The sequence below is a fragment of the Paracidobacterium acidisoli genome (genome assembly GCF_003428625.2).
Lineage (GTDB): Bacteria > Acidobacteriota > Terriglobia > Terriglobales > Acidobacteriaceae > Paracidobacterium > Paracidobacterium acidisoli.
In genome coordinates this window covers 1-18,774 of the sequence record NZ_QVQT02000002.1, presented here as the reverse complement: position 1 = coordinate 18,774, position 18,774 = coordinate 1, and the positions used below count along the sequence as shown (strand labels likewise).

The window sequence follows — 18,774 nt, the reverse complement described above, 5'->3', positions numbered from 1 at the left end:
TGACAATAACTTTCTTTATGGTTGGGGTGACAATGACTCTCTTTATGGAAGATGCTTCTCCAGCCGGCTCATCGCTGCGCTGATCCTCGCCCTCGCGCTGTCAGGCTTTACTTCCATGTGCCGCTACATGGCGGCGGACTCGATCGGGATGATCATAACCCTCTTTATGGTCGGGATGACAGATTGAGCAATTGCCCTGTGCGTTGCGCCCTGAGCCCTGTTTTCTGATCGCTAATGCCTGATCGCTAATCCCGATTTCTGCGCCCTGTGACCTGAGCTCTGCGCCCTGTTTTCTAATCCCTATTCCCTGTTAGCCAGTCCCTTCTTCACGGCGGCGACGAGGCCGGCGATGGTGTGCGGATCGGCTTCGGCGGCGGGCTCCCACTGATAACTGCGCAGGGTCTGGCTGGTGACGGGGCCGATGGAGATCGCCTTCATCGCGGGCGGCTGCCGGCGGATGCCCGCTTCGGAGAGCAGCGCAAAGAAATTAGTGACCGATGAGGAGCTGGTAAAGGTCGCGGCGCCGGGAAGGTCCTCTTTGGCGGCGAAGAGCTCCTGAATGCGCTCGACCGAGGAGCGCGGAACGATGGTGGTGTAGGCGTCTACGACGGATATCTCGGCTCCCCTTTCGCGGAAGGCATCGGGGATGAGGTCGCGGGCGATGGCGGCGCGGACGAGCAGGACGCTCTGGCCGCGGATCTGATCGCCGAGGGCGTCGATGAGGGACTCGGCCACATACTCCTTCGGCATGAAGGAGACGCGAAAGCCGATTTCGCGGAGGGATTCGGCGGTGGCGCTGCCGACGGCGGCGATCTCAAGATGCGCGAAGGAGGCGCGGGTGAGGCCGAGGACGGCCATGCGCTCGCGGAGGACCTGCACGGTATTGGTGCTGGTGATGATGAGCCAGTCGTAGCGCTGGAGCTGGCCGAGGGCCTGATCGAGCGGCTCGTACGAGGCGGGCGGCGCGATCTCCAGGGTGGGGATTTCGATGACCGATGCGCCGAGGGCCTGGAGCTCGGCGGTGAGGCGTCCGGCCTGATGCCGCGCGCGCGTGACGAGCACGGAATGTCCCTGCAGGGGGAGAGGCATGGGCTCACCGGTGAGCGAGGGCGAGGCGGTCATGACGGGGCAGCCTCGAGAAGCCGGCGGGCTCCCTGCTCGAGGAGACGGCCGGCGAGGATGCGGCCCAGCTCGGAGGGATATTCGATCACCTGATTTTCAAGCTCGATGCGGAGAAGCTGCGAGCCGTCGGGCGCGGCGACGGCGGAGGTGATGCTGTATCCCCGCTCGGCGGGAAAGCAGTGAATGCCGATGGGGACCTGGCAGCCGCCGCCGAGGGCGGCGAGGGCCGCTCGCTCGGCGGTGACGGCGTAGCGGGTGGGCGCGTGGTCGAGAAAGGCGAGAGCGGAGAGGGTGGAGGCGTCGCCGGAGCGGGCTTCGATGGCGAGAGCTCCCTGCCCGGCAGAGGGGCAGAGGATGAGCGGCGAGAAGCATTCGCGGCGGTAGGCGGTGAGGCCGAGGCGGTCGAGACCGGCGGAGGCGAGGATGATGGCGTCGGCCTGCTCTTCGAGGAGCTTGCGGATGCGGGTGTCGATGTTGCCGCGGAATTCGATGTAGTCGAGGTCGGAGCGGTGACGGCGGAGCTGCGCCTGGCGGCGGAGGCTGCTGGTGCCGACACGGGCGCCGGAGGGCAGCGACTCGAAGCTGCGGTGATGGACGGAGAGGAAGGCGTCGCGGGCGTCGGCGCGGGGCGGGATGGCGGCGAGGATGAAGGGCGGGGCGAGCTCGGTGGGGAGATCCTTGAGGCTGTGTACGGCGAGGTCGATGCGGCCGTCGAAGAGCGCCTCTTCGATTTCTTTGGTGAACATGCCTTTGGAACCGACCTGGGAGAAGGACAGGTTCTGCAGGGCGTCGCCGGTGGTGCGGATGATCTCGATGGAGACGGTGTGACCGGCGGCGCGGAGCTGCGCGGCGATGTGGTTTGCCTGCCAGAGCGCGAGCTGCGAGCCGCGCGAGCCGATACGGAGGCTGACAGGCGCAGAGGACGAATTGCGCGATGTGTCGGACATTTGGAAAGCAGTGATTGATCCAGATTCAGGCTATCGCTCCCTGATGTGTGCGTCCAGGGTACGGCCGTGACACCGGTGCAATCTCTTTTCACGCGATGAGGAGAGACGGCGGAATCCGGTGAAGAATCCGCCGCGTGGTTATTTCGGGATATGCGCAGTAAAAGCTATTTCGAAATATTTACGGTGATGGTGATCGACTGCGAGGCACCGCCGGAAGCCGCGGCTTTGATGGTCACGGTGGAGGTGCCGGGAGGGGTCGACATGGGCACACCGCAGGCGATGCCGCCGGAGGCCACGATGGCGAGGACGAGCATCCACAGCACTCTGCGGGTGGAGGCGCTGAGACGCTTTCTCTGCCAGCCGAGCAAGAGAGCGAGCAGGCTGCCGGGCAGCAGACCGTAGAGCATTCCTGTTGCAGAACCGCCGGGGCCGGAGTGCAGCAGGCTGACGGTGCCGTGATTATGGCCGAGGGTGGCGATGATGAAGGTGGTGGTGAGCGGCGTATTGGAGCCGTTGGCGGTGAGTGTGGTGGGGCTGAAGGTGCAGAGGGAGTCCTGGGGCACGCCGGTGCAGCTGAAGGTGACGGTACCGGAGTAGCCGCCGGAGGGCGTGAGCGTGATGGTGCTCTGGGCGTTCTGTCCGGCAGCGAGGTTGAGCGTGGAGGGACTGGCGGTGAGCGTGAAGGACGGAGTAACGGCGGCGGTGATCTGCTGCGTGACGGAGCCTGTGGAGCCGGAGAAGTTGGCGTCTCCGGAGTAGACGGCGTGGATGGTGTGCGTGCCGGCGGCGAGGCTGGTGGTGGTATACGCGGCCGAGCCCTGCGCGTTGAGCGAAACAGAGCCGAGGACGCTGGAGCCGTCGAGGAACTGCACGCTGCCGGTGGGCACGGTGCCGGTGGTGGAGGCGACCATCGCGGTGAAGGTGATGGAGGCTCCGACGCCGGCGGATGGGCTGGACGAGGTGAGCGTGGTGGTGGTGGCGGCCTGGGTGACGGTGATGGTCTGCGCGACGGGCGTGGCCGGGGAGTAGCTGCCGTTGCCGCTCTGCGAGGCGGTGACGACGACGGTGCCTGCTCCGGTGAGGACGAGGGTGCTGCCGCTGATGCTCGCCGGACCGGTGACGGAGTAGGTGATGGGGAGTCCGCTGCTGGCGGTGGCGGCGAGGGCGATGGGCGCGGCTCCGAAGGCGGCGGTGGCGGGAAGCGCCGGGAAGGTGATGGTCTGCGAGGACGCGGAGACGCTGAAGGGGGTGCTGGCGGCGCTGAGGCTGATGGGCGCGGTGAGCGAGGCCGGCGGCGGCGTGGTGGTGATGGGCAGCGCGGCGACGAGGGTGTCTCCGGTACCGGGAGCGCTGACCTGCAGAGAGGATGACGATGCGATGCCTGTGGCTGCGGTGGTGAGGCTGGAGGGAGTCAGGGTGCCGTTGTCACCGGCTCCGAGTGCGATGGGGATGGCGACGCCCTGCACAGCATAGGGGCTGCCGCTTTCACTGAGCTGGAGCGCCGCGGTGAAGCTGGCATTCGGCGAGACGGTGGATGGAGGCTCGGTGCTGAAGGTGAGCGAATAGTTTGACTGGATGGCTCCCGCATCGACGCAGGTGACGCCGCCACCGGAGGTCGCGTACGTGGTGGTGCGAGGCAGGCCGCGCTGGTCGGTGGTGATGCCGGAGGGAATGTCGGCGACGATGCCGGCGCAGAGGGCAGCGCTGCCGGGGGTCGTGGATGAGGCGCCCGGACCGACGACGTTGCCGTCTGTGCCGTTTGCCGGGCAGTTATTGCCGCCGCAGTCTGCATCTGTGACAGATGAGGAATTATCGCCGATGATGCTGTTGGTGATCACCATCGAGCCCTGGTTGTAGATGCCGCCGGTCGTGTTCTCGTGGTCACTGTTTTGAGCGATCGTGCTGTCGCGGACAGTGAGCGTGCCCTGGTTGTAGATACCGCCGCCTTCCGGAGTCTGTGAAAAATTCGGGTTATCCGGAGGGCTGTAGGGGATGTCGTTGCCGTTGACGATGCTGTCGATCAGCGTGAGTGTTCCGTTGTTCTCGATGCCGCCGCCATTCTGGGAGAAGGGATCGGAGGTATTCGAAGAGATATTGCTGTCGAGGATGGTCGCCGTGGCATTGGTGTCGTTGAAGAGGCCGCCGTTACCGATGGGGACCACATCGCCCATGTTGACGCTCTGATTGCCGGTGATCGAAGTGCCGGTGAGGGTAAGAGTGCCCTCGTTGTCTACTCCGGCGCCATTGCCGTTGGCGGTATTTCCGGTGATGAGGCAGTTGGCGACGGTGAGCGTGCCCTGGTTGTAGATGCCGCCGCCACCGGTGCTGTTGGAGCTGTTTCCATCGGTGAGGATGAGGCCCGAGATGGTGGCAGTGACACCGCTGTTCACGGTGAAGATGCTCTGAGCCACTCCTGAGGCGGCGTTATTGCCGTCGATTATGACGAGCTGCGCGAGCGTGGAACCGCTGCCGGTGACGGGGCCGGTGAGGATGGTGTCGGCCGAGAGGTTCAGCGAGCCTCCGGGGCCGGTGTTGATGGTTCTGGCCGAGGCGGGCTGGCTGGCGGCAAAGACCGTCGCGTCGAAGCTGATGTTGCCTCCGGAAGAGGCTGCAGCCGCGGCCAGGGCATCGCGCAGACCGCAGCTCGCGTCGCGCGTGGCGCCGGGAGCGCTCTGATTGGTGCAGTTGGAGGCGGCTCCGGTGGCGTCGTCGGTATTTACGGTGACGACATAGGTATGAGTCGTCTCAAAGTTGGCGGTCACGGACTCCGGCCCGGTCATGGCCACGGTGGTGGAGGCGCTGGAGGGTGAGGCGACGCTTCCCGTCCAGCCCGTGAAGGTGTATCCGCTGTTCGGTGTTTCTGTAATGTTCACCACAGCATTCGCGGCGTAGTACGCGCCGGAGGCTGGGGTGACGGTGCCGCCGTACGACGGGTTGGCGGAGATGGTAAGCAGATAGGCCGCGGTAAAGGCGGCGGTGTACTGCGTGGTGGAGGCTGACGCCGTGACGGTGTGGCTGAGGGCTCCGCCATCGCTCCACGAAGCGAAGGTGTACTGCGCGCCGCCGGAGGTCTGCGGCGACGTGGCGGCGAGCGTGTGCTGCGAGCCGACGACCCAGGTCAGCGTGACCGGAGCTGTGTACGTGGTGCCATCGACCGTGAACTGCGCCCCGGCCGGCGATGCCGAGACCGTCACCTGAATGGTGGTCGAGGGTGTGACGTCAAAGGGCGTGCTGGTGGCGGTAACACTGAGAGGTGCGGTGAGCGAGGCCGGCGGCGGCGTGGTGGTGAGCGGCAGCGTGGCGATGAGCATATCTCCTCCGCCTGCGGCGCTGACCTGCAGAGAGCCGGATGCAGCGATGCCGTTTGTGCCGGTGGTGAGGGTGCTGACGTTCAGCGCGCCGTTATCGCCCGCGGCGAGCGCGATGGGGATGCTGATTCCGTTTACAGGAAACGGGCTGCCGTGGTCACTGAGCTGGATCGCGGCGGTGAAGCCTACACTGGCCGCCACGGTGGCGGGCGGGTTGGTGCTGAAGGCCAGGGAATAGCTGGTCTGCGCAGCTCCGGCATCGACGCATGGCGTTCCGCCATAGGTGGTGGTGCGGGGGAAGCCGCGCTGATCGGTGGTGATGCCGGTGGGAATGTCGGCGACGAGGCCGGCGCAGAGGGCGGCCGAGCCGGGCAGCGGCGGCGCGGACGGAGTGGGACCACCATAGCTGCCGAGCGGAGCCAGCGGCACGGCCACGCCGATGACATTTCCGTCTGTGCCGTTGGTGCCGCAGCTTCCGAACTCGCAGTCGTCTTCGGTTCCACTGCCGGTGATGGTGTTTCCGGTGATGAGGTTGTTGAAGCCGGTGGTGACGCCGCCGACGATGCCGGCCCCGACGTCGTTCGACGAGCCATCCACGGTGTTTCCGGTAACGGTGCTTCCTGTCATGTTCAGCGTGCCGGCATTGTTGATGCCGCCGCCGTTTCCGGGGCCGGTGACGCTGTTGTTCGCAATAATGCTGTTGATGATGGTCATGGTGGCGGTGTTGAAGATGCCGCCGCCGGAGGTGCCGTAGGGGAAGGAGGGATTCGTGATCACTCCGCCGGTGAAGTTTCCGACGACGGCGCTGCCGATCAGGGTCATGGTGCCCGCGTTGGCTATACCGCCTCCCGCCGGGCCATTGCCTGCGCCGGTGGAACCGCCGGAGATGGTGCAGTCCGTGATTGTCAGCGTACCGCTGCTGTTGATGTCGGCGCCGTTTTCGCCTGATCCATTGGCGATGTTCAGTGCGGAGATGGCGGCTCCGGTCACATCGCTGGACGTCATGAAGACGGTGTAGGAGCCGGCGCCGTCCACGGTGACCAGATTGGACAGCGTTGCGCCGCTGCCGCTGGTGAGACCGGCGATGGAGGTACCGGATGGAATATTGAGGGTTCCGGCGCTGCCCAGAGTGATGGTGCGCGCCGAAGCAGACTGGCCGGCGGCGAAGACGGTGGCGTCGAAGGTGATGTTGCCGCCGGAGGAGGCCGCAGAGGCGGCCAGAGCATCGCGCAGGCTGCAGGCGGCGTCGCGCGTAGCGCCAGGCTGGCTTTGATCGGTGCAGTCGGAGGCGGTGCCACTCGTGGCGTCAGCGGCGGTGGTGACAACATAGCTGGGCAGAGCCTGGGCTATGAGCGGGCAGACGCAGAAGAGGATGGCGAAGAGAAGAGTCTGAAAAAGACGCCCGGAGTTGCACTTCAGGGCACGAAGACAGAACGAGAGCATGACTGACCTCCAGCGGCGAGAGGTGGAGCGGCAACGGATCGAGGAACCAATACGGTAATAAAGACTGCAGATAAACAGGACACGGCGCTGACGGTTGAATCGCAGCAGAAGGAGGGTTCGATTCGGCGCCTGAAACAGCAGGCATGCTTCCGCCAGTCGCACCGGAACATTACCCTGAAGTCAGCGCCTGTGTCTACTACTTTGTTACTATTTGACGGAATTTCACAGATGGGGCGATATCTTCCCGAGTCGCGCCGGCCTGGCGGAAGAGATACCGTCTGCAGGGACTTCTGCGGTGCCATGCACCGCTGGGCGTTACTGGAAATTAAGAAGATGTAATACGGATATTACCAGGGATTTATCGGGAATTTTATAAGTCCGGCTCTAACCGGCAAAGGAATGGAAACAGAAGGTCGCGGGTCAGATTGCCATGGGACCCCGATTGCGGGGGCTTCTACCGGGTCTCGCTGACGCGAGACGACAGGCGGCAACAGGTCAATACTGCATTCATCCCACCTTAGCCGCCAACGACGGGCGGCGAAGATGGGGCACCCCCGGCAACATGCGCCCCGGCTACTTTTTGACTTCTGAGGGCTGAGGATCGGAGGGGATCAGTTCGGACTTCGGCGGGGCGGCTTCCCTGCTCTCTCCGCTGCTCTCTTCTTTGCTTTCCGGCTGGAAGATGTGGCGGATGGTCTCCAGCGCGGCGGTGTCGCCCTCGCGGGCGGCGGCTTTTAAAGCCGTCAGCGGCAGGTGGAGGAATTTGTTCATGAGGCCGCGGGTAAGGGCTTCGACGGCGGAGTGCTGCTCGGGGGTGAGGGACTGAAGGCGCGAGCGGGAGCGGCGCAGCTCGGCCTGGCGGAGGTCTTCGATGGCGGTCTGCAGATCGACGATGGCGGGGGCGAGGTCGATGGTGCGGGCGCGCTGCTCGAAACGGCGGGCCTCTTCGACGATGATGGCCTCGGCGCGCTCGGCCTCGTCGTTGCGATGGCTGAGGTTGGAGGCGGCGACGGACTGCAGGTCGTCGATGTCGTAGAGGAAGACGTTGTCGAGCTGGTTGATGGCCGGGTCGATATCGCGCGGCACGCCGATGTCGATGAACAACATGGGCCGGTTGCGTCGGCGGTGCAGAAAGGAGCTGGCGTGGCGCGTGGCGATGATGGGCGTGGCGGAGCCGGTGGAGGCGATGAGGATGTCGGCCTCCGGGGCGATGGTCTGGAGGTCGTCCCACGGATGGGCCTTGCCCTGGAAGCGCTCGGCGAGGCGGACGGCCCGCTCGAAGGTGCGGTTGACGACGACGAGATGGCGCGCGCCGTGGTGCATGAGATGACGGGCGGCGAGCTCGCTCATTTTGCCGGCGCCGACGAGGAGAATGCGGCGGCCGTCGAGGGAGCCGAAGATGCGGCGGGCGAGATCGACGGCGACGGAGGCGATGGAGACGGAGGAGGCTCCGATCGCGGTCTCGGTGCGGACGCGCTTCGCGGTGGAGAGGGTAGCCTGGAGGAGCTTGTCGAGCGGGCCGCCGCGGTGTGAGCCGATGGCTCCGCTCTCTCGGGAGACGGAGTAGGCATACCTGACCTGGCCGAGGATCTGCGCCTCGCCGACGACCATGGAGTCGAGGCTGGAGGCGACGCGGAAGAGATGCTCGACGGCCTGGCGGTCACGGTGATGGTAGAGATGCGGAGTGAGGCTGCCGGAGTCGACGGAGAAGTGGCCGGTGAGGAAGCGCTCGAGGATGGGCTCGGCTGCGGATTCGCGTGCTGATCCACTCTCTGGCTCGGACCCTGATTGACTCCCGGACTCACTCCCTGACCCGCTCCAGGAGATGAGCAGCTCGACGCGGTTGCAGGTGGAGAGGATAAGGGCTTCGTCGACGCCGGGATGGGCGAGCAGAGCGCGGGTGGCCTCGGGCAGCGACTCGGGCGAGATGGCGAGTCGCTCGCGCAGCTCGACGGGCGCGGTTTTATGGTTGAGGCCGGTGAGCAGGATCTTCATGGCAGGCTGAACCGGTGCACGGAGCTGAGAAGATTGGCAGCCCAGACACAGATGATAGCCACGAAGACGACCGAGGACAGCCACGCGGCGCGGCGTCCGCGCAGGCCGGTGCTGCGGCGAATGAAGAGCAGGGCGACGTAGAGCGCCCACATGACGAAGGAGAGCAGAACCTTGGGATCGGCGAAGTAGGCGGCTCCGACCTGCTCCTGCGCGATGAGGGAGCCGGCGAAGAGGCCGGCGGTCATGCAGACGAAGCCGATGACGAGCGTGGTCTGCGAGATCTCTTCCATGGTGTTGAGCGGCGGGAGCCAGGAGACGAAGCCGGGCGACTGGCGGTTCTTGAGGCGGCGCTCCTGCGCGAGGTAGAGGATGCTCGACAGCATGCTGAAGAGCAGCGCGGCATAGGCGGCGAGCAGCGCGGTGACGTGAAAGATGATCCAGCCGTTGCGGACGAGCGGCGAGCTGAAGGTGTAACGGCCGGGTCCGATGGCGGGGACGATGGTGAGCAGAAAGGCCAGAGGCAGCGCGAAGAGTCCGAAGGAGATGGTGCGGTAGCGCCAGGCGATGAAGAGGAACACCGTCACGATGAGCAGCGCGAGCGTGGCGGCGATCTCACGGGGACCGACCGGCATCCAGCGATGCGCCGCGATGAGCATTTCGACCGAGGAGACGAAGTGAAAGAGCCATCCTCCGAGGGCGAGCGGCATGGCGAGGCGGCGCCAGAGCGGACGGCTGCCGAGCACACCGGGAATAACGGTGATGGCGGCCAGACCATAGAAGAGGACGGCAACTCTGAGCCAGAGCAGGAACATAGGGTCCGAAAGATTATCTCTCAGTATACGAGGTGTGGGGCGGTCACACGGGGGGCTGCGCCGGTGCCGACTGCACAGGCGCACGCGGCCCCGCCACTTATTTCTGTCGGGAAATTCCTGCCGGAGTAGTGTAAGGTAACACTCAGGACTACTCTTCTATGCGTCTTTCCTCCACCACGAGTCTGAAGCTTACTCCCGAAACAAGGGAGCGGGTGCAGCAGCTGGCGGCTGCTCGCCGGCGTACTCCGCACTGGGTGATGCGGGAGGCGATTGAGCAGTATGTGGAGCGGGAAGAAAAGCGGGAGAAGCTGCGCCGGGATGCGCTGGCGGCCTGGGCCGATTATCAGGCGACCGGGCTGCACGCGACGGCTGAAGAGGCTGATGCCTGGCTGGCAAAGCTGGAAGCAGGCGAAGAAGCGGAAGCTCCTGCGTGCCACGACTGATCTGGTCACCTGCCGCTCTGAGGGATGTGGCGCGGCTGCATACTTTTCTGGTCTCCAAAAACAAGGACGCTGCGAAGCGGGCCGTGGGAGCGATTCGGCAGGGCGTGAAGCTGCTGGCTCATCATCCGGAAGCGGGCCGCATTGTCGAAGAACTGCCTGCGGAGTTTCGCGAATGGGTGGTTGAATTTGGCGATGGCGGGTATGTGGCGCTCTATCACTACGACGGACTGCGGGTCGTGATTCTGGCGGTTCGCCACGGCCGCGAAGCCGGGTATTAATGCAGGCAAGGGCTCAACTTCTTCAAAACTTACCGGCGAGTATCTCTCCTGCGAGCTTCGCTGTATCCTGACGTATTCCTGTGAGTGAGATTTCGGACAATCAGACGCCGCTGATGCGGCAGTATTATGCGGCGAAGCAGCAGAATCCCGATGCGTTGCTGTTTTTTCGCATGGGGGACTTTTACGAGCTGTTTTATGAAGACGCGAAGGTTGCGGCGCGCGAGCTGCAGATTACGCTGACGGCGCGGGACCGCGAGAAGACACAGCCGATGTGCGGGGTTCCCTACCATGCGGCGGAGGCGTATCTGACGCGGCTGCTGCGCAAGGGGTATCGCGTCGCCATCTGCGAGCAGATGGAAGACCCGAAGCTGACGAAGAAGATTGTGCGGCGCGAGGTGACGCGGGTGCTGTCGCCGGGGACGGCGATCGATTCGGCACTGGGGCCGGAGCAGAACAACTATCTTGCGGCGGTGTATGCGGACGCTTCTGAGGCGAAGGCCGGCAGCAAAGGCGTGGAGCGGACGGCCGGGCTCGCGTATCTGGACCTTTCGACGGCGGAGTTTCGGGCGACGGAGTTTTCGGGCGCGAATGCGCTGGCGCTGTGCGTGGATGAGCTGCTGAAGCTGAATCCGAGCGAAGTGATTCTGCCGGGCGGGGCTTCTTCTCTTCACCCCAGCGCGCCAAAACCGAGCGCGCCGGGGACCCCGGATTTGTTTGCGAAGGATGGGGAATTCACGAAAGCACTGGAGCGGGTGAAGACGCGGACGCCGGTCGAGGACTGGGTGTTCACTCCCGATTTTGCCCTGCCGCTTTTAGAACGGCAGATGGGGAGCAAGTCGCTCGAAGGCTTTGGGCTGGCGGAGCATCGCGCGGCGGCGGTTGCGGCGGGGGCGATCGTCCACTATGTGAGGACGACGCAGCAGAGCGAAGCGGTGCATGTCGATTCGCTGCGGTTCTACCGGCGGGCGGAGTTTCTGCACCTCGATCAGGTGACGGTACGCAATCTCGAATTGCTGGACCCGCTGTTTCATGATGCGGGGCGGGAGACGACGCTGTTTTATGCTCTCGACGCGTGCGCGACGCCGATGGGCAAGCGGATGCTGCGGGCGGCGATTCTGCGGCCGCTGCTGGATAAGGCGTGTATCCACGAGCGGTATGAGGCGGTGGACGCGGCGCGGCAGGATCTGATCCTGCGCGAGGAACTGCGGCGCGGGCTGGCGGGGATTCTGGATTTAGAGCGGCTGCTGGCGCGGATTTCGCTCGACAGCGCAGGGCCGCGGGATGTGCTGTCGCTGGCGGCGTCGCTGAAGCATCTGCCCGATGTGAAGGGCACGGTGGGAAGGCTGGCCGCAGGGGCTAAAGCCCCCGCATTTTCTGAAGCGGAATCAGCACGGCTAAAGCCGTGCCCTGATACGAAGCATTTGTTCTGGGCGCGTGCCGGACAGAATCTCGACACGCTCGAGGATCTTTGCGCGGCGATTATGGCGACCATCGTGCCTGAGCCGCCGCTGACGCTGGCCGATGGCGGTGTGATCCAGCCCGGAATGGACGCAGAGCTGGATGAGCTGCGGACGATTGGGCACAGCGGACGGTCGGCGATTGCGGCCATTGAAGAGCGCGAGCGGCAGCGGACGGGAATCGGATCGCTGAAGGTGCGGTTTAACTCCGTCTTTGGGTATTACATCGAGATCACGAAATCTAATTTGGCGAATGTTCCCGCGGATTATGAGCGCAAGCAGACGCTGGTGAATGCGGAGCGGTTTACGACTCCGGAGATTAAGGAGTACGAGACCAAGGTTCTGACGGCGCAGGAGCGCTCGGTCGAGATCGAGAAGCGCATCTTCGCGGCGCTGCGGGCGCGGCTAATGGAGAACGCGGGGCGGATTCGGCGGACGAGCACGGTGGTGGCCGAGATCGATCTGGTGGCGAACTTCGCGCATCTGGCGGCGATGCGGAATTACACGCGGCCTGTTTTGGATTCTTCGTGCGTGATGGAGATTGCGGCGGGGCGGCATCCGGTGATCGAGCGGCTGATGGAGGATGCGGGCGAAGGGCGGTTTGTGCCCAACGATCTGTATCTGGATGGAAGCGGGAACGTGGCTGCGCCGAATCTGCTGCTGATTACAGGGCCGAATATGGGCGGCAAGTCGACGTATCTGCGGCAGGCGGCGCTGCTGGTGATTCTGGCGCAGATGGGGTCGTTTGTTCCGGCGGAGCGGATGCGGTACGGCATTGTCGACCGGGTTTACACCCGCATCGGCGCGAGCGATAACGTGGCGCGGGGGCGGTCGACGTTCATGGTGGAGATGACGGAGACGGCGACGATTCTGAATACGGCTACGGCGCAGTCGCTGATTCTGCTGGATGAGATGGGGCGCGGGACGTCGACCTTTGACGGGCTGGCGCTGGCGTGGGCGACGCTTGAATACCTGCAGGAAAAAGTCGGGGCGCGGGCGCTGTTTGCGACGCACTATCACGAGCTGACGCTGCTGGCGGAGCAGCTCCCCAAGCTGAAGAACCTGCGCGTGGCGGTGAAGGAGTCGGCGCAGGGGATTGTGTTTTTGCACCGGATTGAAGAAGGGCCGGCGAACAAGAGCTATGGCATCGACGTGGCGCGGCTGGCGGGATTGCCGGCAGGGGTGATTCAGCGGGCGCGGCAGGTGCTGAAGCAGCATGAGCGGTCGGAGCGGCACAACGTGGCCGTGGAGACGGAGCCGTCGCTGCAGATGACGATGTTTACACCGCTGTCGCAGCGGATTCTGGACCGGCTGAACGAGACGGATATCAATTCCCTGACGCCGCTGGAGGCGCTGAATCTGCTGAGTGAGCTGAAGGTGGAGATTAAGGGCGGGCAGTGATGCAGGGCACAGGGCGCAGCGTTCAGGTTTTAGCGGGTCTTATCTTCGGGCCGAAGAGGGTGCTGAAAAAATCCCGATACCATAGAAACACTTACCTGCAGGGGCTAAAGCCCGATATATTTTCGACCGCTTACGGCACGGCTAAAGCCGTGCCCTGATACAAAGCAGACTTTTTCAGCACCCTCTGAAACCCGGAGCTCCTGCCAGGTCTCGCTGGCGCGAGACGAATGGTTGGGATGGGTTAGAGTTTACGTTCCCATATCTGCCAAAGGCGGGGCAGATATGGGGCACCTGTAAATTCCTGCCGGGCGGGAGAGAAATGCAGGTCCCTCCGCCGCGTTGCCGCCGAATGGCGCAACTTCGGCCGGGATGACAAATTGAAGGCGAAGGCGGCAGAGGATGAATCTGCGGGAGCAGGTGGGACAACTGATCGTTGCGGGCGTGGAGGGGACTTCCCTTTCTGCCGCCGACCGGGCGTGGATGAGGGCGGTGCGGCCGGGCGGGGTGATTCTCTTTCGGCGCAACATCGAAGCGGCGGCGCAGGTGCATGCGCTGCTGCGTGCATCGGCTGAGGCTGTGGATGCGGCCGGGGCTCCGTTGTTCCGGTGCATCGATGCGGAGGGCGGGCTGGTGGACCGCTTTCGCGATCTGATTGCGCCGATGCCTGCTCCGGCAGAGGTGTTTGCGACGGGCAGGACAGGGCTCTTCAAAAAGCACGGGCGGCTGATCGGCGCGGAGGCGCGGGCGCTGGGGTTTAATGTGGCGTTTGCTCCGGTGCTGGATCTGGCGCTGCCGGAGTCGGCACTGGTGATGCGGACGCGGGTGGTGTCGGCGGACCCGGCCGAGGTGGCGCGGTATGCGGGCGCGTTTCTCGACGGGCTGGCGGCGGAAAAGGTGCTCGGGTGCGGGAAGCACTTTCCGGGGCTGGGCGGAGGGACGCTCGACTCGCACGAGGCGATGCCGGAGATTCATCGAAGCTGGGAGCAGATGTGGGAGCAGGACCTTGCGCCGTACCGGGCGCTGGCGAAGCGGCTCCGCCCCAGCGCACGAACCGCGCGTGCGCCGGGGACCCCGGTACTCCACCCCAGCGCACGAACCGCGCGTGCGCCGGGGACCCCGGTGCTACCGTTTGTGATGGTGGCGCATGCGGCCTATCCCGATGCACTCAATCCGCGTCAGAAAATCCAGGCGTTGGGCACCCGGCGCAGTCGCGAATTCGGGGCTTCGACTTCTTCGTTCTGGATTGAAGGCGTTTTGCGGCGGCGGATGCGCTTTCGCGGGCTGGTTATCTCCGATGATATGGAGATGGGCGGCATTCTGACGCAGGCTTCGATGGAAGAGGCGGCGGTACAGGCGGTTCTCGCGGGGACGGATGTGATCGAGATCTGCCGCGATCCGGTTCTCGTGGTGCGGGCGTGGGAGGCACTGCTGGGTGAGGCGGAGCGGTCGGCGGCGTTTCGGAAGCGCATTCATGCTGCATGGCATCGCGTAATGGCGCATAAAAAACAGTGGCTGGAGGAGCGCATGCCACGGCACCCTTCGACGGCGCAGATGGTCCGACTGCGCGAGAGCGTGACGCGGTTTGCAGAGACGGTGGCGAAGGGTGAAACCGCTTGAAACGTGGAATCTCCATGCTCAGGCAAAATGCAGATCCCTCCGCTGCGCTTCCCCACCCCAGCGCACGAACTGCGCATGCGCCGGGGACCCCGGTTCCCCACCCCAACGCACGAACTGCGCGTGCGCCGGGGACCCCGGTTCGCTCCGGTCGGGATGACAATTCCTCAAAAAGGAAGTCCCTCATCGTGGCCGGCGTGATGAGCGGGACGTCGGCGGACGGGATCGATGTGGCCGTGGTGCGGATATCACCGCGCCGGGGTGCGCGGGCCGGCAGGCCGGGGATCGAGCTGATCGGGCATCGGGCCTTTCCCTTCTCCAAAGCACTGAGGACGGCGGTGCTGGCGGCGATGGATGCGAAATCGACATCCACGGCAGAGCTTGCGCGTTTGCACTGGCGGCTGGGGATGGCCTACGCGGAAGCGGTGCGGGCAACGGTCACGGATCTGAAGGCCGCGGTGGATCTGGTGGGATGCCACGGGCAGACGGTGTATCACCAGGGCGTTGCGCAGCCGTATGCGGGGCGGAGCGTCGCGTGCACGTGGCAGCTGGGCGAGCCGGCGCTGATTGCGGCGGAGATGCGGGTTCCGGTGGTGTCGAATTTCCGGCCGGCGGATATGGCGGCGGGCGGACAGGGCGCTCCGCTGGTGCCGCTGCTGGATTATGTGCTGTTCACGGATACAAAACGGGCACGGGTGCTGCAGAACCTGGGAGGCATTGGGAATCTGACGGTAATTCCGGCAGGAGCGGGGCCGGAGAGGCTGATCGCCTTCGATACCGGTCCGGCGAATATGGTGATCGATGCGCTGATGGAGAGGCTCTTCGACAGGGCGTTCGACAAAGACGGGCGCGTGGCGGCGCGGGGACGGGTGCTGGATTCGGTGGTGAAGGCGGCGCTGCGGGAGAGGTATTTCGCGATGAAGCCGCCGAAGAGCGCGGGGCGCGAACAGTTCGGGGCGGCGTACACGGAGCGGTTTCTGCATGCGTGCGAGAGGGCGGGCGGCGAGCCCGCGGATGCGGTGGCGACGGCGGCGGCGCTGACGGCGGAGAGTATCCGGATGGCCGTGGAACGATGGGTGAAGCCGCTGACCGGGCGCGCGGCGGTGGACTATATCGTTGCCGGCGGCGGAGCGCGGAACGGCACGCTGATGCGGATGCTGCGGGAGCGGCTGGAGCCGCTGGGGTGTTCGGTGAGGACGAGCGGAGATTCCGGCATTCCGGTCGACGCGAAGGAGGCGGTGGCGTTTGCGTTGCTGGCGTGGGAGACGTGGTTTCACAGGCCAGGAAATCTTCCGTCGGCGACGGGCGCGAAGCGGGCGGTGGTGCTGGGCGAGATCTGTTATGGGTGAAACAGGGCGCAGATCGCAGGGCGCAGGGCGCAGCTTCAGGCCGGAGCTGAAGCCCCTCTTTTTCCGCATTCTGTATCCCCGGGCTCTGCTTCGCAGGGCGATTGGTCTTTTCCTGCCGTGCGTTCTCGTATGCGGGCTTTTCGTTGCAGGGTGTGCGCGGAGCAGGCCTGATCCCAATACGGTGGTGATGTTGATCGAGAGCAGCCCGGCGAGCCTTGATCCGCGGGTCGGGACGGATGCGCAGGCGGAGCATATCGATTCGCTGCTCTTTGACGCGGTGGTGCGGCGCGATGCGCACTTCGGGCTGGAGCCGGGGCTGGCGGTGAAGTGGGAGCAGCCCGATCCGAAGACGTGGGTCTTTCATCTGCGCAGCGGCGTGCGCTTTCACGACGGACGGCCGCTGACCTCGCGCGATGTGAAGTGGACGATCGACTCGATGCTGAACGGGACGGTGACGACGGTGAAGACGGGGTCGTATACGAGCGTGGATCATATTGACGCTCCCGATGCGGCGACGGTGATCTTTCATCTGAAGGAGCCCGATCCGGCGCTGCCGTGGAATCTGAGCGAGGGCGCGATCGGGATTGTGCCTTACGGCAGCGGGCGGGATTTCTTCCGGAATCCGGTGGGCAGCGGGCCGTTCCGGTTTGTGAGCCAGGAGATCGACCGCGATGTGGTGATCGAGCGGGCGCAGAGCTACTGGGGCGGGCTGCCGCATATCGGGCGGGTGGTGTTCGAGGTGGTTCCGGATGCGACGACGCGGGCGCTGGAGCTGCAGAAGGGCTCGGCGGATGTGGCGAGCAATGCGCTGTCGGCGGACATGGTGTATGCGCTGAAGCGCGATCCGAAGCTGGCGGTGGAAGAGGGTCCGGGGACGGTGCTGAATTACATCGTCTTCAATACGCATGACGCGATATTGAAGGACGCGCGGGTGCGGCGGGCGATTGCGCTGGCGATCAACCGGCCGCTGATGATTCATGCGCTGTGGCGCGATGAGGCGCGGGTGGCGGAGAGTCTGCTGCCGCCGGAGCACTGGGCGTGGACGGGCGAGACCGATCAGCATCCGTATGACCCGGCGGCGGCGAATGCGCTGCTGGATGCGGCCGGGTATAAGCGCGGAGCGGACGGAGTGCGCTTCCACATCGCGATGAAGACCTCGACGGATGAGACGACGCGGCTGATGGCGGCGGCGATTCAGCAGGAGATGGCGGCGGTGGGCATTGCGCTGGATCTGCGCAGCTTCGAATTTGCGACGTTCTATTCAGACCTGACGCGGGGCGCGTTTCAGATGGCTCCGTCGCGATGGATCGGCGGCAACGAGAATCCGGACATTTTTCGCTACACGCTGGCGACGAGCAGCTTTCCGCCGCACGGGGCGAATCGCGGGTACTACAGCAATCCGGAGATGGACCGGTTGATCGCGGACGCGGCGGCGACGCAGGATCATGCGCAGCAGCTGAACGACTACCGGCAGATTCAGCAGATTGCGGCCAGGGAGATGCCGGCGATCGACCTCTGGTATCTCGATTCGGTCGTGGTGCACTCGCGAAGGCTCGGGAATATTCATCCTTCCGCGTCGGGGACCTTCGACTTTCTGAAGGATGCGGTGCCGGAGAGGTAAAGGAAGAGGCTCACGTCCGCAGAGACGGACGTGGGGGGACCCTGATTCGTATCCCCCGCTTTGACGGCTTACAGTCCGGCCTGTTTTGCGGCGAGGTTGCCGATGACGGGCAGGCGAGGCGTCTTTCCCTGCGAGGCGCTGAACATCAGCCATATCCAGAGGACGAGTCCCCCGAGCCCGATGAGCAGATTAACCGGGAGCAGAATGAAGGCGAAGAGACCCTTCGTGATCGCGGTAAGGATGAAGCCGATCACCGACCAGCCAATCCAGAAGCATATCCACGCGATGTTGAAGAAGATGGACTGAAAGGCGTGGAAGCGCACGAAGCGGCTGTTCTTGTAGGGATCGAGAACCAGGAAGAGGATTCCGGTAATCAGGCCGAGGAGGTAGCTGAGGGCTCCGGCGCCGTTGTCGGAAAGGCCGGAAGCGGTGGCAGCGGGCGCAGGCGGCGGGATCGGAACAGAGGGTGTGGTGGCGGCTGCAGCCGATGGGGTGGACGACCAGGCAGCAGAGGCTTGGGAGGCTCCACAGGTACCACAGAAGGCGGCGCCAGGATTGAGATTGGCTCCACAGGATACGCATGTGCTCATGGTGATGTTTCTCCTTATGCGAACGCAGATTCGGGGGGCGAAACTAAAATTGAGGCATTCTATATCGCAGAGGCAGGGTTTTCGCCAGCAGAATTATGGCCCCGGGTCAGACCGTCCCCTTGTACCACTCACGATGGTGGAGGGCCGGGCGGAAGCGTTACACGGCAATCCGGGGCTCGTGTTCCGATGGGAACGAAAAACGCCGGGGCTGAAGCCCCTTTTTTCTCACATCTTTATTCCCCCGGCTAAAGCCGGGGGCCTCTACCGAGTCTCGCTGGTGCGAGACTAAAAGTGTTCTGTGGCTATATTGCGCAGGGGCTGAAGCCCCTTTTTTTCGGATCTCTTTTCGGCACGGCTGAAGCCGTGCCCTGATACAAAGCGGTGAGGCTTCCCA

Annotated in this window: 12 protein-coding genes; 6 read left to right on the top strand and 6 right to left on the bottom strand. The window is 64.5% G+C overall.

What is annotated here, in order from left to right; translation table 11 throughout:
• Positions 1-300 precede the first annotated feature (300 nt).
• The 5 genes from D0Y96_RS03825 to D0Y96_RS03805 all read right to left on the bottom strand — a co-directional run bounded on the left by D0Y96_RS03825 (position 301) and on the right by D0Y96_RS03805 (position 9,627).
• Positions 301-1,122: a uroporphyrinogen-III synthase gene (locus D0Y96_RS03825; RefSeq protein ID WP_117298052.1), complete on the bottom strand. Its 822-nt coding sequence runs from the start codon at positions 1,120-1,122 to the stop codon at positions 301-303.
• A complete protein-coding gene (gene hemC / locus D0Y96_RS03820) occupies positions 1,119-2,069 on the bottom strand; it encodes a hydroxymethylbilane synthase (protein WP_117298051.1) in 951 nt (316 codons plus the stop codon). Before hemC ends, D0Y96_RS03825 begins: the two co-directional genes overlap by 4 nt.
• 164 nt (positions 2,070-2,233) lie before the next feature.
• The gene (locus D0Y96_RS20570) at positions 2,234-6,820 is read right to left on the bottom strand and encodes a beta strand repeat-containing protein (protein ID WP_117298050.1); all 4,587 of its coding nucleotides are present in this window, start codon (positions 6,818-6,820) and stop codon (positions 2,234-2,236) included.
• A 573-nt stretch (positions 6,821-7,393) separates the two neighbouring features.
• Positions 7,394-8,815, bottom strand: coding sequence for a glutamyl-tRNA reductase (gene hemA, locus D0Y96_RS03810; protein ID WP_117298049.1), 1,422 nt, complete (start codon positions 8,813-8,815; stop codon positions 7,394-7,396).
• Complete coding sequence (locus tag D0Y96_RS03805; RefSeq protein WP_117298048.1) at positions 8,812-9,627, bottom strand: cytochrome C assembly family protein; 816 nt, start codon at positions 9,625-9,627, stop codon at positions 8,812-8,814. The genes hemA and D0Y96_RS03805 overlap by 4 nt, the downstream gene beginning before the upstream one ends.
• Before the next feature lie 158 nt (positions 9,628-9,785).
• Between D0Y96_RS03805 and D0Y96_RS03800 the strand changes: the two genes are divergently transcribed.
• From D0Y96_RS03800 to D0Y96_RS03775, 6 genes are all read left to right on the top strand, one after another.
• Complete coding sequence (locus tag D0Y96_RS03800; RefSeq protein WP_117298047.1) at positions 9,786-10,070, top strand: CopG family ribbon-helix-helix protein; 285 nt, start codon at positions 9,786-9,788, stop codon at positions 10,068-10,070.
• Complete coding sequence (locus D0Y96_RS03795) at positions 10,058-10,348, top strand: type II toxin-antitoxin system RelE/ParE family toxin (protein ID WP_117298046.1); 291 nt, start codon at positions 10,058-10,060, stop codon at positions 10,346-10,348. The genes D0Y96_RS03800 and D0Y96_RS03795 overlap by 13 nt, the downstream gene beginning before the upstream one ends.
• Before the next feature lie 113 nt (positions 10,349-10,461).
• The gene (mutS, locus tag D0Y96_RS03790) at positions 10,462-13,206 is read left to right on the top strand and encodes a DNA mismatch repair protein MutS (protein WP_117298665.1); all 2,745 of its coding nucleotides are present in this window, start codon (positions 10,462-10,464) and stop codon (positions 13,204-13,206) included.
• A 399-nt stretch (positions 13,207-13,605) separates the two neighbouring features.
• Positions 13,606-14,823, top strand: a complete 1,218-nt coding sequence (locus D0Y96_RS03785; RefSeq protein ID WP_117298045.1) for a glycoside hydrolase family 3 N-terminal domain-containing protein — start codon at positions 13,606-13,608, stop codon at positions 14,821-14,823.
• Positions 14,824-14,837: 14 nt separating this feature from the next.
• On the top strand, positions 14,838-16,169 hold the full coding sequence (locus D0Y96_RS03780) for an anhydro-N-acetylmuramic acid kinase (protein WP_117298044.1): 1,332 nt from the start codon (positions 14,838-14,840) through the stop codon (positions 16,167-16,169).
• A 187-nt stretch (positions 16,170-16,356) separates the two neighbouring features.
• Complete coding sequence (locus tag D0Y96_RS03775) at positions 16,357-17,790, top strand: ABC transporter substrate-binding protein (protein WP_252263542.1); 1,434 nt, start codon at positions 16,357-16,359, stop codon at positions 17,788-17,790.
• Positions 17,791-17,858: 68 nt separating this feature from the next.
• Here the strand turns inward: D0Y96_RS03775 and D0Y96_RS03770 are convergent, their stop codons facing one another.
• Entirely contained in the window at positions 17,859-18,380 is a 522-nt protein-coding gene (locus D0Y96_RS03770; RefSeq protein WP_158562174.1) for a magnetosome magnetite crystal formation protein family, read from the bottom strand.
• Between the last annotated feature and the right edge of the window lie 394 nt (positions 18,381-18,774).

Coding starts and splice junctions, on each gene's coding strand:
- D0Y96_RS03800 (WP_117298047.1), top strand. CDS start 9,786: ATGCGTCTTTCCTCCACCACGAGTCTGAAGCTTACTCCCGAAACAAGG.
- hemA (WP_117298049.1), bottom strand. CDS start 8,815: ATGAAGATCCTGCTCACCGGCCTCAACCATAAAACCGCGCCCGTCGAG.
- D0Y96_RS03805 (WP_117298048.1), bottom strand. CDS start 9,627: ATGTTCCTGCTCTGGCTCAGAGTTGCCGTCCTCTTCTATGGTCTGGCC.
- D0Y96_RS03785 (WP_117298045.1), top strand. CDS start 13,606: ATGAATCTGCGGGAGCAGGTGGGACAACTGATCGTTGCGGGCGTGGAG.
- D0Y96_RS20570 (WP_117298050.1), bottom strand. CDS start 6,820: ATGCTCTCGTTCTGTCTTCGTGCCCTGAAGTGCAACTCCGGGCGTCTT.
- D0Y96_RS03780 (WP_117298044.1), top strand. CDS start 14,838: ATGCTCAGGCAAAATGCAGATCCCTCCGCTGCGCTTCCCCACCCCAGC.
- hemC (WP_117298051.1), bottom strand. CDS start 2,069: ATGTCCGACACATCGCGCAATTCGTCCTCTGCGCCTGTCAGCCTCCGT.
- D0Y96_RS03775 (WP_252263542.1), top strand. CDS start 16,357: ATGTTGATCGAGAGCAGCCCGGCGAGCCTTGATCCGCGGGTCGGGACG.
- mutS (WP_117298665.1), top strand. CDS start 10,462: ATGCGGCAGTATTATGCGGCGAAGCAGCAGAATCCCGATGCGTTGCTG.
- D0Y96_RS03825 (WP_117298052.1), bottom strand. CDS start 1,122: ATGACCGCCTCGCCCTCGCTCACCGGTGAGCCCATGCCTCTCCCCCTG.
- D0Y96_RS03770 (WP_158562174.1), bottom strand. CDS start 18,380: ATGAGCACATGCGTATCCTGTGGAGCCAATCTCAATCCTGGCGCCGCC.